Raw genomic sequence first — 21810 nt, 5'->3', positions numbered from 1 at the left:
GCGTCAGCGGTGGCGGCGCCTGGCCACCGTCTCCTCGAGAACCCCGAGCAGGGTGCGAGCGGATGCCGCCCAGGTGAACGTCGCCGCCCGTTCGAGGCCGAGCGCCGACAGGCGCTGCCACTCGGCGGGGTCGTCGAGCCGCTTCACGGCTGCGGCGAGGGCCTTCGCGTCATCGACGTCGAAGTAGAGCGCCGCGTCACCGCCGATCTCGCGGAAGATCGGGATGTCGCTCACGACCACGGGCGTGCCGACGCTCATGGCCTCGACGAGCGGGATACCGAAGCCCTCGTCACGCGAGGCCGTCACGAGGGCCGTTGCCGAACGCAGGGTCTCGGCGTACTCGGCATCGGTCGCGCCGTCATGGAAGACGAGCAGCGCCGACGGGGCGAGCCTCTGCAGCCGCGTGCGCTCGACATCGCTCACCCGGCTCATCAGGTGCAGCTCGGTGCCGGGCAGGGCAGCCACGCCGCGCACGAGGGTGTCGACGTTCTTGTAGGGCATGTACGAGCCCATGTACACCAGGCGGCGCACTGCGGGTGCCTCGCGCTGCGTGAGCGCGGCGTCGTCCTCGCCTTCGGCACCCGGCGCTGACAGGGGCGCCGCGGCGTTGGAGACGACGGTGACGGGCTTGCGCGTGAGGTCGTGCTCGGCGATGAGGGCCGCCGTCGTGTTCGACACCGTCACCACGCCGTCAGCACGGTTGAGCAGCATCCGCTGCGGCCACCAGGCGAGGTGGTAGAGCCGCCAGAGCAACCTGATGGGTGCGGCGAGGTCGCGCGGGGGCGTGCGGTTGCGGTAGTAGATGAGGTCGTGCACCGTGAGCAGCAGCGCGTAGCGACGCCCCCACGACCCCATGGTCTGCATGGGCGTGAACACCACGTCGGGTCGCAGCTTGTTGACGGCGCGCGCCACCAGGGGCTCGGTCGCGCTCGTCGGTGACGAGACCAGCTGCCACGGCAGATCGGGCAGCATCGCGAGCTGGCGATGATCGCTGATGAGCATGGTCACCGGATGCAGCTTCGCGAGTTCAGCCACGAGGTTCGCCGTGTAACGGCTGATGCCGTCGTGATGGTCGACCCGCGTGTAGCGGGCGTCGAAGACGACCTTCACGATGCAGCCGGCGTCGTCGAGTCCGAGCCTCCGGGCGCGTCTGCAGGCACGGCCAGGAAGGCCTCGATCTGCTCGGCGGCCTCCTTGGGGGTCTCGTAGTGGATCAGGTGGCCGACGTCGGGGATGACGTGGAGGGCGGCATCCGGGAACAACTTCTGCACGTCGTGCTGGGCGGAGACCGAGGTGATGTCGTCCTTGTCCGCGGCGATCAGCAGCGTGCGCGTCGGGATGGCCGCGGCGTACTCGCTGACATCGTGGCTGACGGAGGCGCGGAACGCCTCGAGCACCACGTCGCGGTCGCTGAACGCGGAGAAGTACTGGTCGTGCTGGTCGTGCACGAAACGACGCAGCTCGGCATCGTGGGTCTTGACCATCGTCACGCTCATGATGCGCACGATCGCGCGGTTGCGCAGCAGCGCGAACCCGACCTTCTCGGGCAGGGCGGCCGACGCCTGGTAGTAGAACACGGCGAGCCGCGTCATGACGCCGCGGGGGCCGCGCAACGCGGGGGCGGCGATCGGGTTCACCAGGATCACGTCGTCGACGGCGAGCCCGCCCGCGAGGGCAGCCGAGGAGATGATGGAGCCGAAGGAGTGGCCGAGAAGGACGACGCGTCCGGTGAGGTTCAGTCCGGCGATGAAGGCGGCCAGCCAGGCCGCGTAGCCGTCGATGTCGTGGGCGCTGCGCAATGGAGCCGACGAGCCGAACCCCGGCAGGTCGGGCGAGATGATGTGCCGTCCCGGAAGCTGGGCGACGACAGGCTCGAGGCCGTGGTGGTCGCCGCGGAAACCGTGGACCAGCACGATGGTCTCGTCGCTCGCAGCATCCCCTGCAGCGTCGCCGTACTCCCAGTAGCGGGTCTCGGATCCGAGCACCTGGAGCGTGCGTTCGACGACGGGAATGCGCTCGAGCTGCGCGGCGTAGGGCGAAGAGGCTGACATCTCCCCCAGTTTAGGCCGCGCTCCCGGTGCGGGCTGGACGACGGCTGAGCGTGCCGACCTAGACTCTGCTCATGATTCCCGAGCCGCACATTCCGCTGATCGTCGTGCTCGGAGGAACCGGGCGCGCGGGCCGCGCCGTCGTTGCGGAAGGCAGGGCCCGGGGTGTGCGCGTCCGGGCCGTGAGTCGCGGGACCGTGGCGACGGATGCCTCCATTCCCGGTGTGGAATACGTCACGGCCGACGTCGTCTCAGGGGTCGGACTCATCGCGGCTTTCAGCGGTGCCGATGCGATCATCGACGCGACAGACGGCGTCACCGGCGCGGCGCAGGACACGCTGCGCCGAGGACCGCGCGTCGTTGCGGCCGCTGCCCGGGTCTCCCGCATCCGTCGCCTCGTGCTTCTCTCGATCATCGCCGTCGATCGTGGGGTCTCCGGCTACTACGCGGCGAAGACGGCGCAGGAGCACGCGTACCGCGATTCCCGGCTCGATGTCTCGATCGTGCGGGCCACCCAGTTCCACGACTTCGTCGACCAGCTGTTCGGCCTCGCGCCGTTCGGCTGGACCACCGAGCTCACCGGCACGACGTTCCAGCCCATCGCCGTGCGCGATGTCGCGGCCCGGCTGGTCGACGAGGCGCTGGTCCCGTCGGGGCGCGAGCGCCTGCACACCGTCGCCGGCCCCGAGGTGCTGACGTCGCGCGTCATCGCCTCGTTGCGGCGATCGGCCCATGGCGGCCGCGGACCGATCATCCCGGTGCCGGCGGTCGGGGCGATCCTGGGCTTCTTCCGCACCGGCCTCAACCTCGCTCCCGAGCTCGCGAACGGAACCGAGACCTTCGCGGAGTGGCTCACCGGCGATGTCGGCGGCCCTGCATACTCTGACCCTGTGACCACCACAACCACCGCGACCTGGGCCTCCACGCTGGCCGTCTTCGACCTCGAGACCACGGGCATCGACGTCGAGACCACCCGCATCGTCACGGCCACCCTGGCCGTGCTCGATGCCGACGGCGTCGTGGTCGAGCGCACGGACTGGCTCGTCGATCCGGGCATCATCATCCCCGACGGAGCCGCCGAGATCCACGGCATCACCACCGAGTACGCGCGCATCAACGGACGCGTGGCTGCCGACGCCATCGCCGAGATCGTCGCGGCGATCCGCGGCCGCCTCGCCGACGGCATCCCGCTCGTCGCCTACAACGCGGCGTACGACCTCTCCGTGCTCGACCGCGAGGCGCGGCGCTACGGCATCCCCGGACTCGTCTCCCCCAGCCCCGTCGTCGATCCGCTCGTCATCGACAAGGCGGTCGACACCTACCGCAAGGGCAAGCGCACCCTCACGGCCGCCGCCGAGCACTACGGCGTCGTCCTCGACAACGCGCACGACGCCGGCGCAGACGCCATCGCGGCCGGTCACGTCGCGCAGGCCATCGCCCGCCGCTACCCGCACGCCTTGACGATCACGGCCGAGGAACTCCACGCACGCCAGGTCGACTGGTGCCACCAGCAGGCCGAGAGCTTCCAGAGCTACATGCGCCGCACGAAGGACCCGGAGTTCACGACCTCGGGCGCCTGGCCGGTGCGCTGAGGCGAGTAGTTCACCTGCTGTTCGCTTGCACGTGCCCGGCCGCGGGCGTTGACTGCTGCAATGGACGCCGACGAAGAGAACGCAGCGGTCGAGAAGGTCGTCGAACGCCTCGAGGAACGCTTCCCCGACGTCGATCCGTCAGTGGTCGAACACGTCGTCGACGAGGAGCACCACAATCTGGATGGCAATCCGATCCGCGACTTCGTGCCCGTGCTCGTCGAGCACGAGGCCCGCGACCGCATCCGCACCGAGTTCGGCAACGCCTCGGACGGCACCCTCAACGTGCCGCCGGGCCTGGAGCCCTGAGCCGAGACCCACCTCCGTCGAGTTGCCGCATCCGTCAACAGTCGAGTTGCCGCATCCGTCAACAGAGGAAGGCCCCCGCCGATGGCGAGGGCCTTCCTGTCCGGGCTGAAGCTGGAGCTTACTTGCCGAAGTTCTTGAAGCGCTGGTTGAACTTCTCGACGCGTCCGGCCGAGTCCATGATGCGCTGCTTGCCCGTGTAGAACGGGTGCGACTCCGAGGAGATCTCGACGTCGATGACGGGGTACGTGTTGCCGTCTTCCCACTCGATGGTCTTGGCGCTGCCGACCGTCGACCGGGTGAGGAACGACTTGCCCGACGCGAGGTCGCGGAAGACGACCGCTTCGTACTTGGGGTGAATGTCAGTCTTCATTGAAGAGTCCTTGTGTTTCGAATGGAACGGAATTGTGTTGAGATCGTGGAAACCACGGGAACGCCGCGGGCGGCGAAAAGCTCAGGCCTCGAGGGCCAGCTACCGAGTCTAGCAGAGATCGCCCAGTCGGCTGACTCCACGCCTGGGTGTCAGACCGCTCGCGCCGCGTAACGGCCGTCGGTCTCGGTGACCTCGATCGGCAGGCCGAAGGTCTCGGTGAGGTTCTCCGAGGTCAGGGCCTCGGAGAGGGGCCCGGATGCCGTCACCCTGCCATCGGCGATGAGCAGCACGTGAGTGAAGCCGACGGGGATCTCCTCGACGTGATGGGTGACCATGACGAAGGCCGGCGACGTGGCCTCGCGGGCGTACCCGCCGAGAAGCTGCAGCAGTTCCTCGCGGGCGCCGAGGTCGAGGCTCGCTGCCGGCTCGTCGAGCAGCAGGAGCTCGGGATCCGTCATCACGGACCGGGCGATCTGCACGCGCTTCTGCTCGCCGTCGCTGAGGGTGCCGAAGGTGCGATCGGCGAGGTGGTCGAGCTTCCACTCGGCCAGGACGCGCTGGGCGCGGCGGGAGTCGATCTCCTCGTACTCCTCGTTCCAGCGGCCGGTCACCGAGTACGCCGCCGTCATGACGACGTCGAGGACGGTCTCGTTCTTCGGGAGCTTGCGGGCCATAGCCGTGGAGGCGAAGCCGATCATCGGGCGCAGCTCGAAGACGTCGACGGAGCCGAGTCGCTCCTCGAGGATCTCGGCGGTCCCGCTCGTCGGGTGCAGCATGGCGGCGATGATCTGCAGGAGCGTGGTCTTACCGGCTCCGTTCGGGCCGAGGATGACCCAGCGCTGATCGTCGTCGATGGACCAGGTCACCGAATCGAGGATGGGCTTTCCGTCACGGATGACGGAGACGTCTGACAGCTGCACAACGTTCGGCATACAGCCATGCTATCCGTCGGAGCGGGGCGTTCCGCTCAGCTGACGAGGCTGTCGTAGATCTCTCGCGTGCTCGCGGCGATGCGGTCCCAGCCGAACTCGCGCTCGGCGCGATCGCGTCCGGCCGCGCCCATGCGGGCGGCCGCCTCGGGATCACTGACGACGGCGATGAGAGCCTCGGCGAGGTCGGCCACGAAGCGCTCGGGATCGATGGGGGTCCCGGTGCCGTCCTCGAGCTGTTCGATGGGCACCAGTCGGCCGGTGACGCCGTCGTCGACCACCTCGGGGATGCCGCCGGTGGCGGTTCCGACGACGGGCAGCCCGCAGGCCATGGCCTCGAGGTTGACGATGCCGAGGGGCTCGTACACCGACGGGCAGACGAAGGTGGTGCCGGCCGTCAGCACGGCCGAGAGCTCGGGCTGCGGCAGCAGCCTGTCGATCCAGACGACACCAGTGCGCTCCTGCTGCAACTCGCGCACGAGTCCGCTGACCTCGTCCATGATCGCCTGCGTGTCGGGGGCACCGGCGCACAGCACCAGCTGCACCTCGGGGGGAAGCATCCGTGCCGCCCGGAGCAGGTAGGGAAGCCCCTTCTGCCGCGTGATGCGTCCGACGAAGACGACCGACGGGCGGTCGGGATCGATGCCGAGGGCGCGCACTGTCGCCTCGTCGTGAACCGGCTTCCAGCGCTCGAGGTCGATGCCGTTGTAGACCACGTGCACGCGGTCGGGATCGATGGCGGGATACGACCGCAGGATGTCGCGACGCATGCCGCCGCTCACGGCGATGACGGCATCCGCAGCCTCGAACGCCGTGCGCTCGACCCAGCTCGAGACCGCGTAGCCGCCGCCGAGCTGCTCGGCCTTCCACGGACGCAGCGGCTCGAGGCTGTGCGCCGTGACCACGTGCGGGATGCCGTGCAGCAGCTTCGCGATGTGCCCGGCCGCGTTCGCGTACCAGGTGTGCGAGTGCACCAGGTTGGCGCCCGCGGCATCCTGGGCCATCGCCAGGTCGGTGCCCAGCGTGGTGATCGCCGGGTTGGCCGCGCTCAGCTCTGCGGGGACGCCGTACGCGAACGCTCCGACCTCATCGCGGGGAGCACCGAAGCAGCGCACCAGCACCTCGGTGTCGCCGCGGAGCGCCCTCACCAGTTCGGCGACGTGCACCCCCGCTCCCCCATAGACTTCCGGCGGATATTCACGGGTGAGCAGGTCGACGCGCATGCTGCAACGCTAGGGCATCAGCCGGTCTTGATACAGATGTCGCCGCGCATCGGCAAGGGCATGCCGCGACCTGCTGCGCCGCACTACTGTTGAGCCATGAAGTCATCGAAGATCTTCGGCATCGTGCTGGCCGGCGGAGAAGGCAAGCGGCTCATGCCCCTCACGGAGGACCGGGCGAAGCCCGCAGTTCCCTTCGGAGGGCACTACAGACTCGTGGACTTCGCCCTCTCGAATCTCATCAATTCGGGGCTCACGCAGATCGTCGTCCTCACCCAGTACAAGTCGCACAGCCTCGACCGCCACGTGTCGCAGACCTGGCGCCTGTCGGGCATGCTCAACTCCTACATCGCCTCGGTGCCCGCCCAGCAGCGCCTCGGCAAGCGCTGGTTCAGCGGCTCGGCCGACGCCATCCTGCAGAGCCTCAACCTCATCCACGACGAGAAGCCCGACATCATCGTCGTCGTCGGCGCTGATCACGTCTACCGCATGGACTTCTCGCAGATGGTGCAGGCGCACATCGATTCCGGTGCGGAGGCGACCGTCGCCGCCATCCGTCAGCCCATCGAGCTCGCCAACCAGTTCGGCGTGATCGAGGTCGACGAGACCGACGCCACCCGCGTCGCCGCGTTCCGGGAGAAGCCGAGCGACCCCATCGGGCTTGCGGATGCCCCTCACGAGGTCCTCGCGTCCATGGGCAACTACGTGTTCAACACGGATGCCCTCATCGACGCCGTGCTGCGCGACGGTGAGCGCACGAACTCCAGCCACGACATGGGCGGCGACATCATCCCCGACTTCGTGGCGCGCGGCACGGCCGGCGTCTACGACCTGATGCGCAACGACGTGCCGGGATCGACCGATCGCGACCGCTATTACTGGCGCGACGTGGGAACGATCGACTCCTTCTTCGAGGCCCACCAGGACCTCATCTCGGCGCTGCCGGTCTTCAACCTCTACAACGAGGCCTGGCCGATCTTCACCCAGCAGCTGAACGCGCCGCCCGCGAAGTTCGTGCGCGACGCCCGCGGTTCGCTCGGAACGATGATCGACTCGATCGTCTCGCTCGGCTCCGTCATCTCGGGCGCCCACATCGAGCGCAGCGTGCTCGGCCCGTGGTCGACCATCGGTTCGGGCGCCAAGGTGGTCGACTCGATCATCTTCGAGCGGGCTCACATCGAGTCCGACGCCCAGGTCATCCGCGCCGTGCTCGACAAGGGCGTGGTCGTCGAGGCCGGCGCCCAGATCGGGGTCGACCACGACAAGGACGTCGCGCGCGGCTTCGCCGTGACGGACTCCGGCATCACCGTCGTCGGCAAGGGAACGCGGGTCACTGCGGAATGACGGATGCCGCACCGCGCGCCGCTGCCGCGCGCCTGCTCGTCGTGCTCGATGCCGACTCCACCCTCATCCAGGACGAGGTCATCGAGCTCCTCGCCGATGCCGCGGGCTCACGCGCCCTCGTCGCCGAGGTGACCGAGCGCGCGATGCGCGGCGAGCTCGACTTCGCCGAGAGCCTGCGGGAGCGCGTCGCGACTCTGGCCGGGCTGCCCGAGGGCGTGTTCGCCGACGTGAGCGCCAGGATCCGTCCGACCGACGGGGTTCACGAGCTCATCGCCGGGGTCCATGCGGCCGGTGGCGTCGTCGGCGTGGTCTCCGGTGGATTCCACGAACTGCTCGACCCCATCGGCGCCTCCTTCGGGATCGACGAGTGGCGCGCGAACCGGCTGGAGGTCGTCGATGGACGCCTCACGGGCGGCCTCGTCGGCCCGATCATCGACGCCGGCGCGAAGGCGGCGGCCCTGGCGGAGTGGGCATCAGCTCACGATGTGCCGATGCACCGCACAGTGGCCATCGGCGACGGGGCGAACGACCTCGCGATGATGGACATCGCCGCACTCTCCGTGGCCTTCAACGCCAAGCCGCTGGTGCGCGAGCGGGCGAGCGTCGCGGTCGACGTGCCCGACCTGTCCCAGGTGCTTCCGCTGCTGGGGCTGCGCGGCTGATCCGCCCTGCTCGCCGAGGCCCGGACGGCGTCCGCGGCCGAAGCGACGCTGACGAACGCGCTTCGACCGCGCGCTGTGCGCGGGCCTCAGCGCACGGGCCTCAGCGAACGATCGCTAGTGCCCCATGCCGAGGCCGCCGTCAACGGGGATCACGGCCCCGGAGATGTAGCCGGCATCGTCGCTCGCGACCCACGCGACGACCTTGGCGACCTCGTTCGGGGTGGCGAAGCGTCCGGCCGGGATGGACTTCTTGTAGTCGGCCTGGGTCGCCTCGGGAAGCTCTGCGGTCATGTCGGTCTCGATGAAGCCCGGAGCGACGACGTTCGCCGTGATGCCGCGGGCGCCGAGTTCGCGCGTGATCGATCGGGCGAAGCCGACGAGACCGGCCTTCGAGGCGGAGTAGTTCGCCTGGCCGGGGCCGCCGTACAGGCCGACGACGCTCGAGATCAACACGATGCGGCCGTAGCGCGCCTTGAGCATGCCCTTCGAAGCGCGCTTGACCACGCGGAACGAGCCGGTGAGGTTCGTGTCGATGACGGTCTCGAAGTCCTCGTCGCTCATGCGCATGAGGAGCGTGTCGCGAGTGATGCCGGCATTGGCCACGACGATCTCGACGGGGCCGAGCTCGGCTTCGATGGTCGTGAACGCCGCATCGACGGATGCCGAGTCCGTGACGTCGGCCTGCACGGTGAGAGTGCCATCGGGGCCGGCGCCGGAACGCGCCGTCACGGCCACGCGGTGGCCCTGGCGCACGAACTCCTCGGCGATGGCGTAGCCGATGCCGCGGTTTCCACCGGTGACGAGGACGGTTCGGGGAGTGCTCATGGAATGGTTCCTTCTCTCGCTGACAACTCCCCCAGCCTAGGACGAAAGCGCTCTCGAGCCCGCGTAGGCTGGATGCAGCGGAGACACTCGGGTCGCCGCGGTTCGGCCAGGAATGAAACAGCCCTCCTCGATCACCAGCCTTCCGGCCTCTCCGGATGCGGAACGTCGCGCACGAGTCATCAAGTACTCGATCACGATGTCGATCCGCGTGCTCTGCGTGCTCGCCATGCTGTTCGCCCGCGGACCGTGGCTGTGGGTCTTCGCCACCGGGGCCATCGTGCTCCCCTACATCGCCGTCGTCATCGCGAACGTGAAGACGAACCCCGGCTCGCGCACAGTGCTGCGCCCGGGCAGCATCGAGCGCGTCACGCGACGTGACGACGACACCACCCCACGATCCGGAGAAGACGAGTGATCGGAATCGGCGGTGCACCCGACGTGCACGCGTGCTCTCGGGCCGGATGCGACTCGACGGCGTCGTGGCGCATCGACTGGCGCAACCCCCGCATTCACACCGGTGAGCGCGGCAAGACGTGGCTCGCCTGCGACGAGCACGTCGACTACCTGCGCGAGTTCCTCGCTGCACGAGACTTCCCCGTCGCCGTCAGCGCCATCGAGATCGGAGCCGACGCGTGACCGGATGGTCCTTCGCCTTCAGCAGACGATGGATCGGTTACCTCGCCCTCATCATCGTCTTCGCGCTCGTCTGCGTCTCGCTGGGCTTCTGGCAGATCGCCCGCCGCGGTGAGGCGCTGGCCGAGATCGACCGCATCGAGACCAACTGGAACGCCGACCCGGTTCCGCTCGCCGACGCCCTCCCGCAGCTCGACTCCTTCGAGGACTCGCAGAAGTACCTGCCCGTCACGATGACCGGGGTCTACCTCACGGATGACCAGCGGCTCGCCCGCAACCGACCGCGCGACCAGAGTCCGGGCTTCGAGGTGCTGACCCCGCTGCAGCTTGCGGACGGAACGGTCTTCATCGTCGACCGCGGCTGGCTGCCGACGGGATCGCGTCAGGATGCCCCCGATGAGATCCCCGAAGCACCGTCGGGCGAGGTGACCGTCGTGGCGCGGCTGAAGGCCGGTGAGCCGCACATCGCCGGTCGCAGCGCATCCGGAAACGAGGTCGCCACCATCGAACTCAACGACATGGCCGAGATCGTCGGAGAGTCGACGTACACGGGCGCGTACGGCCTCATGGACTCGGAGACGCCGGCTACGGCCACCCGTCCCGCCGCCGCCGAGAAGCCGGCCCTCGACGAGGGTCCGCACCTGTCGTACGCGTTCCAGTGGTTCGTCTTCGCCCTCCTGGGCTTCATCGGCTTCGGCTGGGCCGTGCGCAACGAGTACCGGATGCTGAACGCCGACGACCCCGAGGAACGCGAGCGCGCCCTCGAGCGCGAGCGTCGTCGAGCGAAGAAGGCCAAGACCGACGGCGCGATCGAGGACGAGATCCTCGACGCGCAGCACACGCCGGGTCGCTGACCCGCCGCTGGCAGAGCCACAGACGCGCAGCGGCTGCGGCGGCTGCGGCGGCTGCTGGTGCTGCTGCTGCGAAGCCGAGGAGAGCAGACGCCCGGTCCCTCCGCTGCGCGGAGCTCCGCGAGCGGGAGTGACCGAACGGTCCTTACGCCAGCGCGATCAGGTCGGCGTACTCGGCGTTCCAGTGGTCCTCGACGCCGTCGGGCAGGATGAGCACGCGCTCGGGGTTGAGCGCCTCGACGGCTCCGGGGTCGTGCGAGACCAGCACGACGGCACCCTCGAAGTGCGCGAGGGCGTCGAGGATCTCGGCGCGGCTGGCGGGGTCGAGGTTGTTCGTGGGCTCGTCCAGCAGCAGCACGTTGGCGCCGGAGACGACGATCATCGCGAGGGCGAGACGGGTCTTCTCGCCGCCCGAGAGCACGCCGGCGAGCTTGTGGGAGTCATCGCCGGTGAACAGGAACGAGCCGAGCACCTTGCGGGCCTCGGTCTCGGTCAGGCTCGGCGACGACGACACCATGTTCTGGAGAACAGTGGCCTTCACGTCGATGGTCTCGTGCTCCTGGGCGAAGTAGCCGACGCGCAGTCCGTGGCCGGGCTCGACCTGGCCGGTGTCCGGCTGGTCGACTCCGCCGAGGATGCGCAGCAGGGTCGTCTTCCCGGCACCGTTCAGGCCGATGATGACCACCTTGGAGCCGCGGTCGATCGCGAGGTCGACCGCCGTGAAGATCTCGAGCGAACCGTAGCTCTTCGACAGGTCGGAGGCCTGCAGGGGCGTGCGACCGCAGGGGGCGGGCGTCGGGAAGCGCAGCTTGGCGACGCGGTCGACCGCACGCACCTCCTCGAGTCCCGAGAGCAGCTTCTCGGCGCGGGCGACCATCTGGTGGGCCGCTGCCGCCTTCGACGCCTTGGCGCCGAACTTGGCCGCCTGCATCTGCAGCACGCCGGCCTTCTTCTCGGCGTTGGAGCGCTCCTTCTTGCGGCGCTCCTCGTCGGCGGCACGCTGGCGCTGGTAGTGCTTCCAGCCCATGTTGTAGATGTCGATGACGGTGCGGTTGGCGTCGAGGTAGAAGACGCGGTTCACGGTCTCCCCCACGAGCTCGACATCGTGGGTGATCACGATGAAGCCGCCCTTGTAGTTCTTCAGGAAGTCGCGCAGCCACACGATGGAGTCGGCGTCGAGGTGGTTCGTCGGCTCGTCGAGGATCATGGTGCCGGCATCCGAGAACAGGATGCGGGCCAGCTCGATGCGGCGACGCTGACCACCCGAGAGCGTCTTCAGCGGCTGCTCGAGGATGCGATCGGGCAGGTTGAGGTTCGACGCGATCGACGCGGCCTCCGCCTCGGCCGCATAGCCGCCGAGGGCCTGGAACTGGTCGGTCAGGGTGCCGTACTTCTTCATGCCGGCCTCACTGACCGCCGGATCGTCGCTGGCCATGGCCAGGGTCGCCTCGTGCATGCCCTGCACCAGCGAGCCGAGGCCGCGGGCGTTCAGGATGCGCGTGCGCGCGAGCTCCTCGGGGTCGCCCGAGCGCGGGTCCTGCGGCAGGTAGCCGATCTCGCCACTGCGGTCGATGCGACCGCCGGTGGGAAGGGTCTCCCCGGCGAGAGTCTTCGTCAGTGTCGTCTTGCCCGCTCCATTGCGACCCACCAGACCGATCTTGTCTCCGTCGGAGACCCGGAAGTTCACGTCCTGCATCAGCACGCGCGCCCCCACGCGGATCTCGAGGTCGTGTACGGCGAGCACGGGGGAACCCTTCGGTAGCAGAAAGTGGGGAAGTCGCGCGAGAGGCGCAGCCACTCAGTCTAAACGCTGCCGGCCGGCCGCCTGTTCCGCCGTCGGTGGGTTGCGCGATACTGAGGCACTATGGCGGCGGATTCCCAGCAACGCGAGCTGCTCAGACTGAGGCTCGGCGCTCACGGCATCGGTGGCACCGACACGCCCCTGCACGTTCTCGAGCGCATGCTGGCCATCCAGGCGCAGGACTTCGCCGCGGCCCGCTGGGCCATCGGCATCCGTTCCGGAGTGACGGATGCCGCCGTGCTCGACGCCTTCGACCGCGGCGAGCTCGTGCGCGCCTGGACCATGCGCGGCACTCTGTTCACGGTGCCGGCGGTCGACCTCGGCTGGATGCTCGCGCTCACGGGGCCGCGCATGCTCGCGCAGGCGACGACGCGCCGGGCCCAGCTCGGCATCGATGAGGCCATGCTGGATCGCGTCCAGGCGATCTGCGACGACGCCCTTGCGAGCGCCGACGACCTCGCCCGCGACGAGTTCATGACCCTGCTGGTCGAGAACGGCATCGATCCGACGGGACAACGCGGCTACCACCTCATCGCCCACCTCGCGCAGACCGGGTACTGGGCCTGGGGGCCGGTCCGCGACGGCGTGCAGAGGCTGGTGCCCACCGAGCGCTGGATCCGCGAGTCTCGCACCCTCGAGCGAGACGAGGCACTCGCCGAGTTCGTCACGCGCTACCTGCGGGGCCGCGGTCCGGCGACGGTGCGGGATTTCGCCGGCTGGAGCAAGCTGACTCTCACGGACTCGCGGCGCGGCCTCGAGATCGCACGGACCGACGGCCGGGTCGTGCCGTTCGACGCCGACGCCGGCCTCTGGTCGACGGCCGATGCCGAGACCACGGCCGCTACTGCGACCACAGCCGATGCCGGCAGGCGGGCGTTCACGGCATCGGTTCACCTCCTCCCGGGCTTCGACGAGTACTACCTCGGCTACACCGACCGCGGCCCGATCATCGATCCCGCGAACGAGGACGCCGTCGTCCCGGGCCGGAACGGCGTCTTCCAGCCGACCGTGGTCGCGGCCGGACGGGTGATCGGCACCTGGCGTCGCCGCTCCAGCCGGGCGGGTGTCGGTGTCGAGGTGCGGCCCTTCGACGGGCGCCCGCCGTCGGCGAGCCGGATGAAGGCCATCGAGCGTTCCACGGCCGCGTACGCCGCCTTCCTCGGCCAGTCGCACGTTCGGTCGCAGTAGCCTGAGAGAGTGACCGGCCCCGCACGCTTCACGTCCCGACTCCGATCGAGCGCGCGCATCCCGTTGCTCCAGGTGACGAAGTCCGCTGTCGCCACGGTGCTCGCCTGGTTCATCGCCGAGCTGGTGCTGCCGGGCACCCTGCCCGTCTTCGCGGCCATCGCAGCCCTCCTCGTCGTGCAGCCGAGCGTCAACCAGTCCGTCGGCCGCGCCGTCGAGCGCAGCTTCGGCGTGATCGCCGGCGTGATCATCGCCTTCGGCATCGGGATCGTCTTCGGCCAGCACAGCTTCGTGGTGCTCGCCGCCATAGTGCTGGCGATCTTCGTGGGCTGGGCGCTGCGCCTCACTCCGGGTTCGGCCAACCAGATCCCGATCAGCGTGATGCTGGTGCTGACGATCGGCTCGACGACTCCCGACTACGCTCTTGCCCGCATCATCGAGACCCTCATCGGCGCGGCCATCGGCGTCATCGTCAACATCCTCGTCGTACCGCCGGTTCTGCTGGCGCCGGCTCAGAACGCCGTGACGGCTCTCGGCGTCGAGATCGCCGCCACCTTCGACCGCCTCGCCGACGCGCTGCGCACCGCCAAGACCGACGCCCAGCTGCAGGAGATCCTGATCACGGCCCGCCTCCTGCGTCCGATTCAGGCCAAGGCGCAGGAGGCGTTGACCGCCGCCGACGAGTCGCTCGCGTTCAACCCACGCCAGCAGCGCTATCGGGCGAAGCTCGACGCCGAAGAGGCCCTGTTCACGCGCATGGGGCCGCTCGTTACTCGCTCGCTGAACATGACACGCGCCGTGCACGACCACTACGACGCCACCCTGCCGACCGAGCCGACAGTCGAACCCATCGTCGACGAGCTCGAACGGGCGGCCCACGACCTGCGGCTGCTCGTGCACCCTGTCGATGACACCCGGCCCGAGCCCGAGACGATGACCGAGGGCCTGCCCCTGCTCACAGCGCCCCTGCGCATCCTCACACCGCATGCCGAGCACTGGGTGCTCATCGGCTCCCTCATGGAAGACCTGCGCCGGGTGCACGAAGAGATCGTCGGTACCGAATGAAACGCTCACGCCCCGCCGCGGCCACAGTCTCCACTCGACGCCTCGAGGCCTTCACCGACGGGGTGTTCGCCATCGCGGCCACCCTCCTCGTGCTCGACCTGACGGTGAACGACCTCTCACGGGCGACGACGGATGCCGAACTCTGGCAGGGGCTCGTCGACATGTGGCCCGCCATCCTGAGCTTCGCCATCAGCTTCTTCCTGCTGTGCCTGTTGTGGAGCATCCACGTGCGCCAATTCGAGTACATCATCAAGGTGGACGGCTCGATGCTGGTGCTGAACACCGTGCGCCTGTTCGGCGTCGTTCTCATACCGTTCACGACCAGCCTCGACAGCCGGTTCGGCGATCTCACCCTCGGACAGAGCCTGCTCCCGCTCAACTTCTTCTGGGTCGTCCTGTTCGGCTACCTGCTCTGGATTCGGGCCACCCGTCCCGGCGCCGGCCTGGTCGATGGGCTGACCCCCGACGAGACTGCGCGCAGCCGCCGCAACGCGCTCAGCGCCGTCATCCTCGGCGCCCTCGTGGTGCTCGCCGCACCGCTCATTGGCTCCTGGGCGTTCATCGCCTACGCCTTCGACCCCGTTCTGTCGCGCCTGATCGGTGGTGCGCCGGATCCGCAGGCCGACGACGCATCCTCGCCGTCAGTCGGCGGCGAGACCGATCCTCGCCCGGAGTAGCGCGAGCGCCGCTCGATCGACCGTCGCGGCCGGAATGCGGCCAGCGCGCACGGCCGCGGCGACGTCGGCCACCACCGCATCAGGGTCGAACCCGGCACCCGACGGGTCCGGCGACGGCACGTACAGCAGCATCGTGTTGCCGGCCGCAATGGCCTGCACGGCGTTCTCGCTGCTGTCGGCATAGGCCGGCACCCCGGAGTCTTCGAGCATGCCCATGTCATCGGTGATCGAGATGCCGTCGAAGCCGAGCTGGTCGCGCAGGATCCCGTGCCACGCCGGCGACAGGGAGGCTGGAGCGTCATCGACCGCCGTGTAGGCGAGGTGGCCGAACATCACCAGCTCGGCTCCGGCGGCGATGCCCGCGGCGAAGGGCGCTGCATCCGTCGCCCGCCAGTCGACGAGGGTCTCGGCCGTCGTCGGGATGGAGGTGTGCGAGTCGCCGGGCGCGGCACCGTGACCTGGGAAGTGCTTGAGCGTGCTGAGCACCCGGCCGTGCTCGCCGGCCACGGCCGCGGCGACGTGATCGGCGGCTGCCGACGGGTCGGTGCCGAGCACACGGCCGGCCAGGAAGGACTCCGGATCCGCCGTCACGTCGGCGACGATGCCGAAGTTGACCGAGATCCCTGCGCCGGCGAGCACGTCGGCCCTGGCGGAGAAGGCGTCGTCGGTGACGGATGCCGCCAGCCCCCGCAACACATCGGCGCCGGGTGACGGGTCCTCGTCCAGTCGGCTGACCTCGCCGCCTTCCTGATCGACGGCGACCAGGAGCGGCAGCTCCGACGCCGAGTCCACGGCATCGGTGATGGCGCGCACCCCGGCCACTCCCCCCGCCGTGTTGTCGCCCATCAGGATGATGCCGCCCGGTGCGTATCGTGTGGCCTGCGCCGCGATGGCAGCGGCATCCGTGCCGGGGAGATGCAGCATGAGCAGGCTCGCGATCCGCTGCTCCAGGCTCATGGCGTGCAGGCGTTCACGCGCCTCGACGGTCACGGGATCCGGAGCGGCCCGATGCGGGTGCTGCACGGGGGCTGGCTGCGTCGATGTCGGGATGGCCGACCCGGACGCCGCGCAACCCACGAGCAGCACGGCGACCGCCAGTGCGAGCGCCGTCGTCCTCACTCGCCGCCCGACCATGCAGGGAGTCTAGGCGTGCGGCATCCGAGCAGTCTGAGCGCGTAGCGTTGTCGCATGTCAGAGCATCAGCGCGGCCTCCCCCGGTTCGCCGGCGATGGCGTGCTCATCGCGGGCGGGGCACGCGCGATCCTGCTGCAACTGGCGTATCCGCCTGTCGGGCGCGGCGTCGTCGATCACTCCGACTTCGCCGGGCGACCCCTGGACCGGCTCTGGGCCACCCTCGCCTACGCGTACGCGATCGTCTACGGAACCGAGGCCGACAGGGTGCGAGCCGTGCGACTCGTGAACCGCGCGCACTCGCCGGTGCGCGGTGAGGCGCGCGGCACAGCCCCTGCGTACAGCGCCTACGATCCGCAGTTGCAGCTCTGGGTGGCCGCGACCCTCTACGACACCGCCGTGGTCGTGCACGAGGAGCTCTTCGGCCCGCTGGACCCGGCCGAGGCCGACGCCCTGTACGACGCCTATGCCGAGCTCGGCATCCGCCTGCAACTACCGCGCGGACAGTGGCCGGCCGACAGGGCCGCTTTCGCGGAGTACTGGGCGCAGATGCTCCCGCGGTTGTCCGTGGATGCCGATGTGCATGCGGTCTCCCGGCAGCTGATGTTCGCGCGCTCCCTGCCGGCGCCGCTCGGGCTGGCCATGCCTCTCGCCCGTCTCGTGACGGCCGGACTGCTGCCCGATGCCGTCCGATCCGCGTACGGCATCCGCTGGACGGCTCGCGCCGAGCGCCGATTCCGTCGCACCCTGGCCATCACCGGCCTGCTGTGGCCGTGGCTGCCCGTGTCGCTGCGCCAGTGGCCTCAGCGTCGAAGCCTGGCGATCATCAGGCGGGGCTGACCCGCCGGCGGGATCCTCAGAAGAAGTCCGGGGTCACTCCGGCCGCCTTCGCGACGTCGTCGGAGCCCACGCCGGCAGCGTCCAGTTTCACCTTCGCCACGCGAAGCCCCGACTCCATCTGCGCAGCCCAGACATCGGCCTCCTGGGCCGCGGTCTCGGCCTCCTCGGCACGCCGAACCGCCGCAGCTCGCTCCAGCCGCTCGTCGCGCACCTGCTGCATGCTCAGCGTGATGCCGTAGTACGCGGCCACGATGGAGACCACGGGCGTCGCGATCACGGCGAGGGCCGAGACCGCCGCCGAGGTCGGGCTGAAGATGATGAGCAGGCCGAAGGCGAAGAACAGGGCGACGACACCGATGATCACGACCAGGGTGAGCCGCATCGGCTGGTCCTGGAACCACGAGAATGTCTTCTTCGGCGCCTTCCGCCCGGACTCCTGCTCGGCCTCCGGCGCCGAGACCGATACCGCGTCGGAGGCTGGGGCGGATGCGGGCGACGACGTAGTCGGCAGCGGCGCGGCACCGGATTCGGGCGCGAACGCCGGGAGCACCGTCGTCTCCTGGATCGACCGGCTGCTCGCGTGACTCGGCGCCGCGATCGGCGCGCCGGTCTCTGGCGAGACCTGCTGGGTGTCTGACATGGTGCCCCTTCTCATCGGATGCGCTCGGGTCGCCATGCCATTGTGTGCCGCATACAGGGGGAGGTCAAGGACGGCCCCGGGCATGTCGGCGGCGCGGGTTACGCTGCCCGCATGACCCTCGTGAGCTTCGCCTGCGGGCACGGTGCAGCCCCCTCCGACGTCGGCGCGATCACCCTGCGGCGGGCCTGCCCGCTGTGCATGCTCCTGCACGAGACCCACCGCACGCGCGGCGAACTGCTCGGACGGGTGGCCTCGTCATCGCGGTCGGCACTGGCCTCCGAGACTCGGCTCGGAGCCGTCTACCCCTGGGTCTGCGAACGAGGCCACGACAGGTACCAGGCGACGGTGATCGATGTTCTCACCGGTCCGAGTTGCCCGAAGTGCATCCGGAACGCCCAGAGCCCGACGGTCTCCCGCGAGGGCGGCGTCGCCTCCATGAACGCCGGGTTGCGCACGCGAACCTCGCTGACCGAGCAGCGACTGCGGGCGCTGCTCGAGGAGCGCATCCGTGTACCTCGCGGGGTGAACACCGTGCGCATCAACCGCATGTTCTACGGCAAGCAGGAGGTGTGGCCCGACATCCTCGTTCCGGCGCTGCGCATAGCGATCGAGTACGACGATCCGGGGCGCTCCCGGCGCGCACACCTGGGCCTCAAGGAGGCTTCGGATCGCGAGAAGGACGACGCCTTGGGTGAGGTCGGCTGGGAGGTCATCCGCGTGCGCGCCGGCGGCCTGGAGTCGATCGGACCAAACAGCATCGTGTGCGCGTCGCTCACCGCCGACGTGGCCGATCGCATCGTCGCCCGCATGGTCGAGTTGCGCAGCGCCGACGCGGTCGATGCCCTCCGTGTCGGAGTGGCTCCCGCACGGCAGGCCGAGGCCTAGTACCAGTCGGTCGCGACGGAGTGAGCCCAGGCGGAGCAGGGCGAGCCGTAGCGCTGGCTGATGTACGACAGGCCCCAGTTGATCTGGGTCGCGGCATTGGTGCGCCAGTCGACACCGGCTGACGCCATCTTCTCGCCCGGAAGGGACTGCGGGATTCCGTAGGCACCGCTGGAGGCGTTGTAGGCGTTCGCGCGCCAACCGGACTCCTTGTTCCATAGCGACTGCAGGCATCCGAATTGATCGCCGCCCCAGCCGTACGCGCCGATGGCTCCGGCCGCATAGGACTGCGCGGCGCCCGGATCCGAATCGACGTCGCCCGTGTAGATCGGGGTCGCGCCTCCGCCACCGTCTCCACCGGCAGCTGCCTCCGCGGCGGCGGCCGCTGCCGCTGCTTCGGCCGCAGCTGCGGCGGCTGCAGCCTCGGCTGCCCTCCGTGCGGCCTCGCCTTCGTTGTAGCGCTTCTCGACGTCGGCCGCGGTGCTGGTGAGAGAGGCGAGCTGGGCCTGGAGGGTGACGCTCGCGGCCTTCTGGGAGGCGAGCCGATCTCCGGCCTCCTTCTCGGCGGCCTGGGCCGCACCGAGTGCCGTCTCGGCGGCCGCTGCGAGCTTGTCGCGCTCCTTCTCGGCCACGGTGGCCTGCGCGCTGAGAGCATCGGCCTCGTTGCTGCGGCTCCGCGCCTGCTCCTCGAGTCCGGCGGCCTGCTGGGTCAGCTTCGACATCGCTCCGAGCCTGTACAGCAGGTCGGAGTCGGCGGAGTGGTCGAGCAGGAGCTGCACGGTGAGGCTCTCGGTGCCACCGGAGACCACCAGTTGCGACACGATCGCGCCGTAGCGCTCGTGGGCGTCGGCAGCCTGAGCCACGGCGGTATCGCGCTGCGCGATCAGCACGTCGGCGCGCTGAGTGGCCGCATCCAGGGCCGCCTTCGCCGCCGAATAGGCCGCGGCCTTCTCGATGGTGATGCGTCCGAGTCGCGCCGACTCCGCTGTGAGAGAGGTGATGAAGTCGGAGATGCGGTCGACCTCCGCACTCGTCGCCGCTGCACTCGAACGGGCGGCCTCGACCTCGTCCCACGATGGATAGTCCTCGGCGGATGCCGCAGGCACCACCGCGAGGCACAGCATGCCCGCCACGGCGACGGAGGCGATCACCCGTGCGATACGGCGCATGATTCCTCCTCCGCTGGTCGTGTCAGCGCGTGCAACTACCCCGCCGGGGCGCAGGACGCTCCGTTCGAGGCTACGTCGCTCGATCGCAGGCCCCCGCAGATCGCGCGGCGCGGCGCTCTTCCCCGGTCCAGCAGGCGGCGACGGAGGAAGGAGCGGCAGCTGAGCGTCAGCCGGCTTCTGCCACCGGATGCAGCCGGAACAGCCGCACCGTGCGGCCGGAGCCGCGCTCATACGCCCGATAGCCCGGCCACTGCCTCTCGATGCGCGCCCACACGGCGTCGCGTTCGTCGTCGCCGATGAGTTCGGCTCTAACGGGCATCCGTCGTCCCTTGATGCTCACAGCAGCGTCGGGGTGGGCGGTGAGGTTCGCCGTCCACGCCGGGTGGTGCTCACGCGCGAAGTTGCTCCCCGCGACGATGCAGACGTCTCCGTCGGGGCAGTACATCAGCGGCACGTCGCGGGGCAGCCCCGACTTCGCTCCGGTGGAATGCAGCACGAGCGACGGGACGAGCAGGCCGCTGAGCTGAACGTGGCCACGGCTCAGCCATGCTGTGGCCCGCTCGAGCGGCGGCAGCATCGTCGGTGCAGCGCGACGGAACGCACCGGTGCGCGTGAGCGGTGCCACGGCAGACCGCGTCATCTCGAGAAGGCTCGCCATTCTCACATTCTGCTCCGGATAGGGTCGATGCATGACCTCTTCACCCACTCGATTCCTGCTCGTGCGTCACGGTGAGACCGATTGGAACCGACAGGGCCGGGTGCAGGGGCACACCGACATCCCGCTCAACGACCTGGGTCGCGCGCAGGCCCTCGCCGCTGCCGACGTGCTGAGCAGCGCCGAGCCCACCCGCATCATCGCGAGCCCGCTCGGGCGCGCCGCCGAGACCGCCGCCATCATCACCGAGGCCATCGGAGGGCCGGCGGTCGAGACCGAGGCCGACTTCATCGAGATGCAGTACGGCGAAGCCGAAGGCGCGGTCTGGCAGGACATCCGCCATCTCTACTCCGACGGCGTGGTCCCTGGTGCCGAGGCCCGGCCCGCCGTGCTCGAGCGGTCGACGGCGGCTCTGCGCCGTCTCGCGGCGGAGTCGACCGGAACCGTCATCGTCGCCAGCCACGGCGGCGTGATCAACGGCCTCACCCGTCACACCACCTCCCCCGACGAGTTCCCCGGCTCGGCCGACAACGGCTCGATCACCGAGTTCGCCGTGTCGGGATCCGACATCCGCTTCGTCGGACGCACCCGGATCGACGCGGCCGTCAACGTCGAGGCCTGAGTCAACGCCCCGTTCTGGGGGCGGGAACTGAGCACGCCTCAGCAATAACGTGGCCGCATGACCACCGAACCCGAATCGGTGCCGGATCGCGCTGCACTCGCTGCAGCCGCGGCGCTCGGATTGATCTTCACCGTCACCGGCGGCCTGTTGCTCGCTGCCGCATCGGTCGCATCGCACCTGATCCCCGCGATTCCGCCGTGGCTCCCGATCGTCATCGGCGTCGCCCTGCTGGCCGTGGGCGTTCCGGGGCTGCTCTACGGACTGATCGGCATGCTGCGGCGGCCCCGACATCAGCCAGCCGATCCGCTGGTCCGCCGCATCCGCTGATCCCGGCATCCGGTCGCACGCAGCCGACCGGTGTCG

At 69.5% G+C, this 21810-nt stretch carries 25 protein-coding genes; 14 read left to right on the top strand and 11 right to left on the bottom strand.

Going from position 1 to position 21810, the window contains the following annotated elements; all coding sequences use genetic code 11:
- Positions 1-3: 3 nt before the first annotated feature.
- Both ASF30_RS22005 and ASF30_RS22000 read right to left on the bottom strand, forming a co-directional pair.
- Positions 4-1110 (bottom strand): glycosyltransferase family 4 protein, encoded by a 1107-nt coding sequence (locus tag ASF30_RS22005; protein ID WP_055911793.1) that lies wholly within the window; start codon positions 1108-1110, stop codon positions 4-6.
- Complete coding sequence (locus tag ASF30_RS22000; protein ID WP_055911790.1) at positions 1107-2051, bottom strand: alpha/beta fold hydrolase; 945 nt, start codon at positions 2049-2051, stop codon at positions 1107-1109. The genes ASF30_RS22005 and ASF30_RS22000 overlap by 4 nt, the downstream gene beginning before the upstream one ends.
- 71 nt (positions 2052-2122) lie before the next feature.
- On the opposite strand from ASF30_RS22000, the gene ASF30_RS23550 reads away from it, so the two are divergent.
- A complete protein-coding gene (locus ASF30_RS23550; protein WP_082468272.1) occupies positions 2123-3640 on the top strand; it encodes an NAD(P)H-binding protein in 1518 nt (505 codons plus the stop codon).
- Between the two features lie 60 nt (positions 3641-3700).
- A complete protein-coding gene (locus ASF30_RS21990) occupies positions 3701-3946 on the top strand; it encodes a three-helix bundle dimerization domain-containing protein (protein ID WP_055911787.1) in 246 nt (81 codons plus the stop codon).
- A gap of 118 nt (positions 3947-4064) precedes the next feature.
- Here ASF30_RS21990 and ASF30_RS21985 read toward each other — a convergent pair whose 3' ends face one another.
- The 3 genes from ASF30_RS21985 to glgA form a co-directional block, all read right to left on the bottom strand.
- Positions 4065-4316 (bottom strand): type B 50S ribosomal protein L31, encoded by a 252-nt coding sequence (locus ASF30_RS21985; RefSeq protein ID WP_055911786.1) that lies wholly within the window; start codon positions 4314-4316, stop codon positions 4065-4067.
- Positions 4317-4465: 149 nt separating this feature from the next.
- Positions 4466-5248, bottom strand: coding sequence for an ABC transporter ATP-binding protein (locus ASF30_RS21980; protein ID WP_055911784.1), 783 nt, complete (start codon positions 5246-5248; stop codon positions 4466-4468).
- 35 nt (positions 5249-5283) lie between these two features.
- A complete protein-coding gene (glgA, locus tag ASF30_RS21975; RefSeq protein WP_055911782.1) occupies positions 5284-6468 on the bottom strand; it encodes a glycogen synthase in 1185 nt (394 codons plus the stop codon).
- A gap of 96 nt (positions 6469-6564) precedes the next feature.
- On the opposite strand from glgA, the gene ASF30_RS21970 reads away from it, so the two are divergent.
- Together ASF30_RS21970 and serB are read left to right on the top strand one after the other, a co-directional pair.
- The gene (locus tag ASF30_RS21970) at positions 6565-7809 is read left to right on the top strand and encodes a glucose-1-phosphate adenylyltransferase (protein WP_055911780.1); all 1245 of its coding nucleotides are present in this window, start codon (positions 6565-6567) and stop codon (positions 7807-7809) included.
- Positions 7806-8471, top strand: coding sequence for a phosphoserine phosphatase SerB (gene serB / locus ASF30_RS21965; protein ID WP_055911777.1), 666 nt, complete (start codon positions 7806-7808; stop codon positions 8469-8471). The genes ASF30_RS21970 and serB overlap by 4 nt, the downstream gene beginning before the upstream one ends.
- 114 nt (positions 8472-8585) lie before the next feature.
- On the opposite strand, the gene ASF30_RS21960 is transcribed toward serB, so the two are convergent.
- Entirely contained in the window at positions 8586-9296 is a 711-nt protein-coding gene (locus ASF30_RS21960) for a beta-ketoacyl-ACP reductase (protein ID WP_055911775.1), read from the bottom strand.
- A gap of 112 nt (positions 9297-9408) precedes the next feature.
- Here ASF30_RS21960 and ASF30_RS21955 point away from each other — a divergent pair, with 112 nt between their 5' ends.
- The 3 genes from ASF30_RS21955 to ASF30_RS21945 are packed head-to-tail and all read left to right on the top strand — an operon-like array spanning position 9409 to position 10783.
- The gene (locus tag ASF30_RS21955; protein ID WP_082468271.1) at positions 9409-9711 is read left to right on the top strand and encodes a DUF3099 domain-containing protein; all 303 of its coding nucleotides are present in this window, start codon (positions 9409-9411) and stop codon (positions 9709-9711) included.
- A complete protein-coding gene (locus ASF30_RS21950; RefSeq protein ID WP_055911772.1) occupies positions 9708-9932 on the top strand; it encodes a hypothetical protein in 225 nt (74 codons plus the stop codon). Before ASF30_RS21955 ends, ASF30_RS21950 begins: the two co-directional genes overlap by 4 nt.
- On the top strand, positions 9929-10783 hold the full coding sequence (locus ASF30_RS21945) for an SURF1 family cytochrome oxidase biogenesis protein (RefSeq protein WP_055911770.1): 855 nt from the start codon (positions 9929-9931) through the stop codon (positions 10781-10783). Before ASF30_RS21950 ends, ASF30_RS21945 begins: the two co-directional genes overlap by 4 nt.
- 142 nt (positions 10784-10925) lie before the next feature.
- On the opposite strand, the gene ASF30_RS21940 is transcribed toward ASF30_RS21945, so the two are convergent.
- Positions 10926-12524, bottom strand: coding sequence for an ABC-F family ATP-binding cassette domain-containing protein (locus ASF30_RS21940; protein ID WP_055911767.1), 1599 nt, complete (start codon positions 12522-12524; stop codon positions 10926-10928).
- 120 nt (positions 12525-12644) lie between these two features.
- On the opposite strand from ASF30_RS21940, the gene ASF30_RS21935 reads away from it, so the two are divergent.
- The 3 genes from ASF30_RS21935 to ASF30_RS21925 are packed head-to-tail and all read left to right on the top strand — an operon-like array spanning position 12645 to position 15508.
- Complete coding sequence (locus ASF30_RS21935) at positions 12645-13769, top strand: winged helix DNA-binding domain-containing protein (RefSeq protein WP_055911763.1); 1125 nt, start codon at positions 12645-12647, stop codon at positions 13767-13769.
- A gap of 9 nt (positions 13770-13778) precedes the next feature.
- A complete protein-coding gene (locus ASF30_RS21930; RefSeq protein ID WP_055911760.1) occupies positions 13779-14831 on the top strand; it encodes an FUSC family protein in 1053 nt (350 codons plus the stop codon).
- Positions 14828-15508, top strand: coding sequence for a TMEM175 family protein (locus ASF30_RS21925; RefSeq protein ID WP_055911758.1), 681 nt, complete (start codon positions 14828-14830; stop codon positions 15506-15508). Before ASF30_RS21930 ends, ASF30_RS21925 begins: the two co-directional genes overlap by 4 nt.
- Here ASF30_RS21925 and ASF30_RS21920 read toward each other — a convergent pair.
- Positions 15473-16642: a glycoside hydrolase family 3 N-terminal domain-containing protein gene (locus ASF30_RS21920; RefSeq protein ID WP_055911755.1), complete on the bottom strand. Its 1170-nt coding sequence runs from the start codon at positions 16640-16642 to the stop codon at positions 15473-15475. The two genes, ASF30_RS21925 and ASF30_RS21920, sit on opposite strands and share 36 nt — an antisense overlap.
- Before the next feature lie 54 nt (positions 16643-16696).
- Between ASF30_RS21920 and ASF30_RS21915 the strand changes: the two genes are divergently transcribed.
- Positions 16697-17479 (top strand): oxygenase MpaB family protein, encoded by a 783-nt coding sequence (locus ASF30_RS21915; RefSeq protein ID WP_055911752.1) that lies wholly within the window; start codon positions 16697-16699, stop codon positions 17477-17479.
- Positions 17480-17495: 16 nt separating this feature from the next.
- Here ASF30_RS21915 and ASF30_RS21910 read toward each other — a convergent pair whose 3' ends face one another.
- Positions 17496-18119 carry a hypothetical protein gene (locus tag ASF30_RS21910; protein ID WP_055911751.1) on the bottom strand — a complete coding sequence of 208 codons (624 nt, stop codon included), beginning with the start codon at positions 18117-18119 and terminating at the stop codon, positions 17496-17498.
- Between the two features lie 111 nt (positions 18120-18230).
- Between ASF30_RS21910 and ASF30_RS21905 the strand changes: the two genes are divergently transcribed.
- A complete protein-coding gene (locus ASF30_RS21905; RefSeq protein WP_055911747.1) occupies positions 18231-19004 on the top strand; it encodes a hypothetical protein in 774 nt (257 codons plus the stop codon).
- Here the strand turns inward: ASF30_RS21905 and ASF30_RS21900 are convergent.
- A complete protein-coding gene (locus ASF30_RS21900; protein ID WP_055911746.1) occupies positions 19001-20170 on the bottom strand; it encodes a coiled-coil domain-containing protein in 1170 nt (389 codons plus the stop codon). The genes ASF30_RS21905 and ASF30_RS21900 overlap by 4 nt on opposite strands.
- A 166-nt stretch (positions 20171-20336) precedes the next feature.
- The gene (locus tag ASF30_RS21895; RefSeq protein ID WP_055911743.1) at positions 20337-20828 is read right to left on the bottom strand and encodes a nitroreductase family deazaflavin-dependent oxidoreductase; all 492 of its coding nucleotides are present in this window, start codon (positions 20826-20828) and stop codon (positions 20337-20339) included.
- A gap of 31 nt (positions 20829-20859) precedes the next feature.
- Here ASF30_RS21895 and ASF30_RS21890 point away from each other — a divergent pair, with 31 nt between their 5' ends.
- On the top strand, positions 20860-21447 hold the full coding sequence (locus ASF30_RS21890; RefSeq protein WP_055911741.1) for a histidine phosphatase family protein: 588 nt from the start codon (positions 20860-20862) through the stop codon (positions 21445-21447).
- 57 nt (positions 21448-21504) lie between these two features.
- A complete protein-coding gene (locus ASF30_RS21885) occupies positions 21505-21774 on the top strand; it encodes a hypothetical protein (protein WP_055911737.1) in 270 nt (89 codons plus the stop codon).
- The last annotated feature ends 36 nt before the right edge of the window (positions 21775-21810 follow it).

Source organism: Leifsonia sp. Leaf264, assembly GCF_001422325.1.
GTDB lineage: Bacteria > Actinomycetota > Actinomycetes > Actinomycetales > Microbacteriaceae > Orlajensenia.
The sequence above is the reverse complement of the archived record's forward strand: the minus strand, read 5'-3'. Positions and strand labels throughout refer to the sequence as shown.

Bases quoted from the DNA above. Each gene is read 5' to 3' on its own strand.
- ASF30_RS21885 (WP_055911737.1), top strand. From the start codon at position 21,505: ATGACCACCGAACCCGAATCGGTGCCGGATCGCGCTGCACTCGCTGCA.
- ASF30_RS21895 (WP_055911743.1), bottom strand. From the start codon at position 20,828: ATGGCGAGCCTTCTCGAGATGACGCGGTCTGCCGTGGCACCGCTCACG.
- ASF30_RS21980 (WP_055911784.1), bottom strand. From the start codon at position 5,248: ATGCCGAACGTTGTGCAGCTGTCAGACGTCTCCGTCATCCGTGACGGA.
- ASF30_RS21955 (WP_082468271.1), top strand. From the start codon at position 9,409: ATGAAACAGCCCTCCTCGATCACCAGCCTTCCGGCCTCTCCGGATGCG.
- ASF30_RS21890 (WP_055911741.1), top strand. From the start codon at position 20,860: ATGACCTCTTCACCCACTCGATTCCTGCTCGTGCGTCACGGTGAGACC.
- ASF30_RS23550 (WP_082468272.1), top strand. From the start codon at position 2,123: ATGATTCCCGAGCCGCACATTCCGCTGATCGTCGTGCTCGGAGGAACC.
- ASF30_RS21910 (WP_055911751.1), bottom strand. From the start codon at position 18,119: ATGTCAGACACCCAGCAGGTCTCGCCAGAGACCGGCGCGCCGATCGCG.
- ASF30_RS22000 (WP_055911790.1), bottom strand. From the start codon at position 2,051: ATGTCAGCCTCTTCGCCCTACGCCGCGCAGCTCGAGCGCATTCCCGTC.
- ASF30_RS21990 (WP_055911787.1), top strand. From the start codon at position 3,701: ATGGACGCCGACGAAGAGAACGCAGCGGTCGAGAAGGTCGTCGAACGC.
- ASF30_RS21970 (WP_055911780.1), top strand. From the start codon at position 6,565: ATGAAGTCATCGAAGATCTTCGGCATCGTGCTGGCCGGCGGAGAAGGC.
- ASF30_RS21920 (WP_055911755.1), bottom strand. From the start codon at position 16,642: ATGGTCGGGCGGCGAGTGAGGACGACGGCGCTCGCACTGGCGGTCGCC.
- serB (WP_055911777.1), top strand. From the start codon at position 7,806: ATGACGGATGCCGCACCGCGCGCCGCTGCCGCGCGCCTGCTCGTCGTG.
- glgA (WP_055911782.1), bottom strand. From the start codon at position 6,468: ATGCGCGTCGACCTGCTCACCCGTGAATATCCGCCGGAAGTCTATGGG.
- ASF30_RS21905 (WP_055911747.1), top strand. From the start codon at position 18,231: ATGACCCTCGTGAGCTTCGCCTGCGGGCACGGTGCAGCCCCCTCCGAC.
- ASF30_RS21900 (WP_055911746.1), bottom strand. From the start codon at position 20,170: ATGCGCCGTATCGCACGGGTGATCGCCTCCGTCGCCGTGGCGGGCATG.
- ASF30_RS21925 (WP_055911758.1), top strand. From the start codon at position 14,828: ATGAAACGCTCACGCCCCGCCGCGGCCACAGTCTCCACTCGACGCCTC.
- ASF30_RS21935 (WP_055911763.1), top strand. From the start codon at position 12,645: ATGGCGGCGGATTCCCAGCAACGCGAGCTGCTCAGACTGAGGCTCGGC.
- ASF30_RS21985 (WP_055911786.1), bottom strand. From the start codon at position 4,316: ATGAAGACTGACATTCACCCCAAGTACGAAGCGGTCGTCTTCCGCGAC.
- ASF30_RS21915 (WP_055911752.1), top strand. From the start codon at position 16,697: ATGTCAGAGCATCAGCGCGGCCTCCCCCGGTTCGCCGGCGATGGCGTG.
- ASF30_RS21960 (WP_055911775.1), bottom strand. From the start codon at position 9,296: ATGAGCACTCCCCGAACCGTCCTCGTCACCGGTGGAAACCGCGGCATC.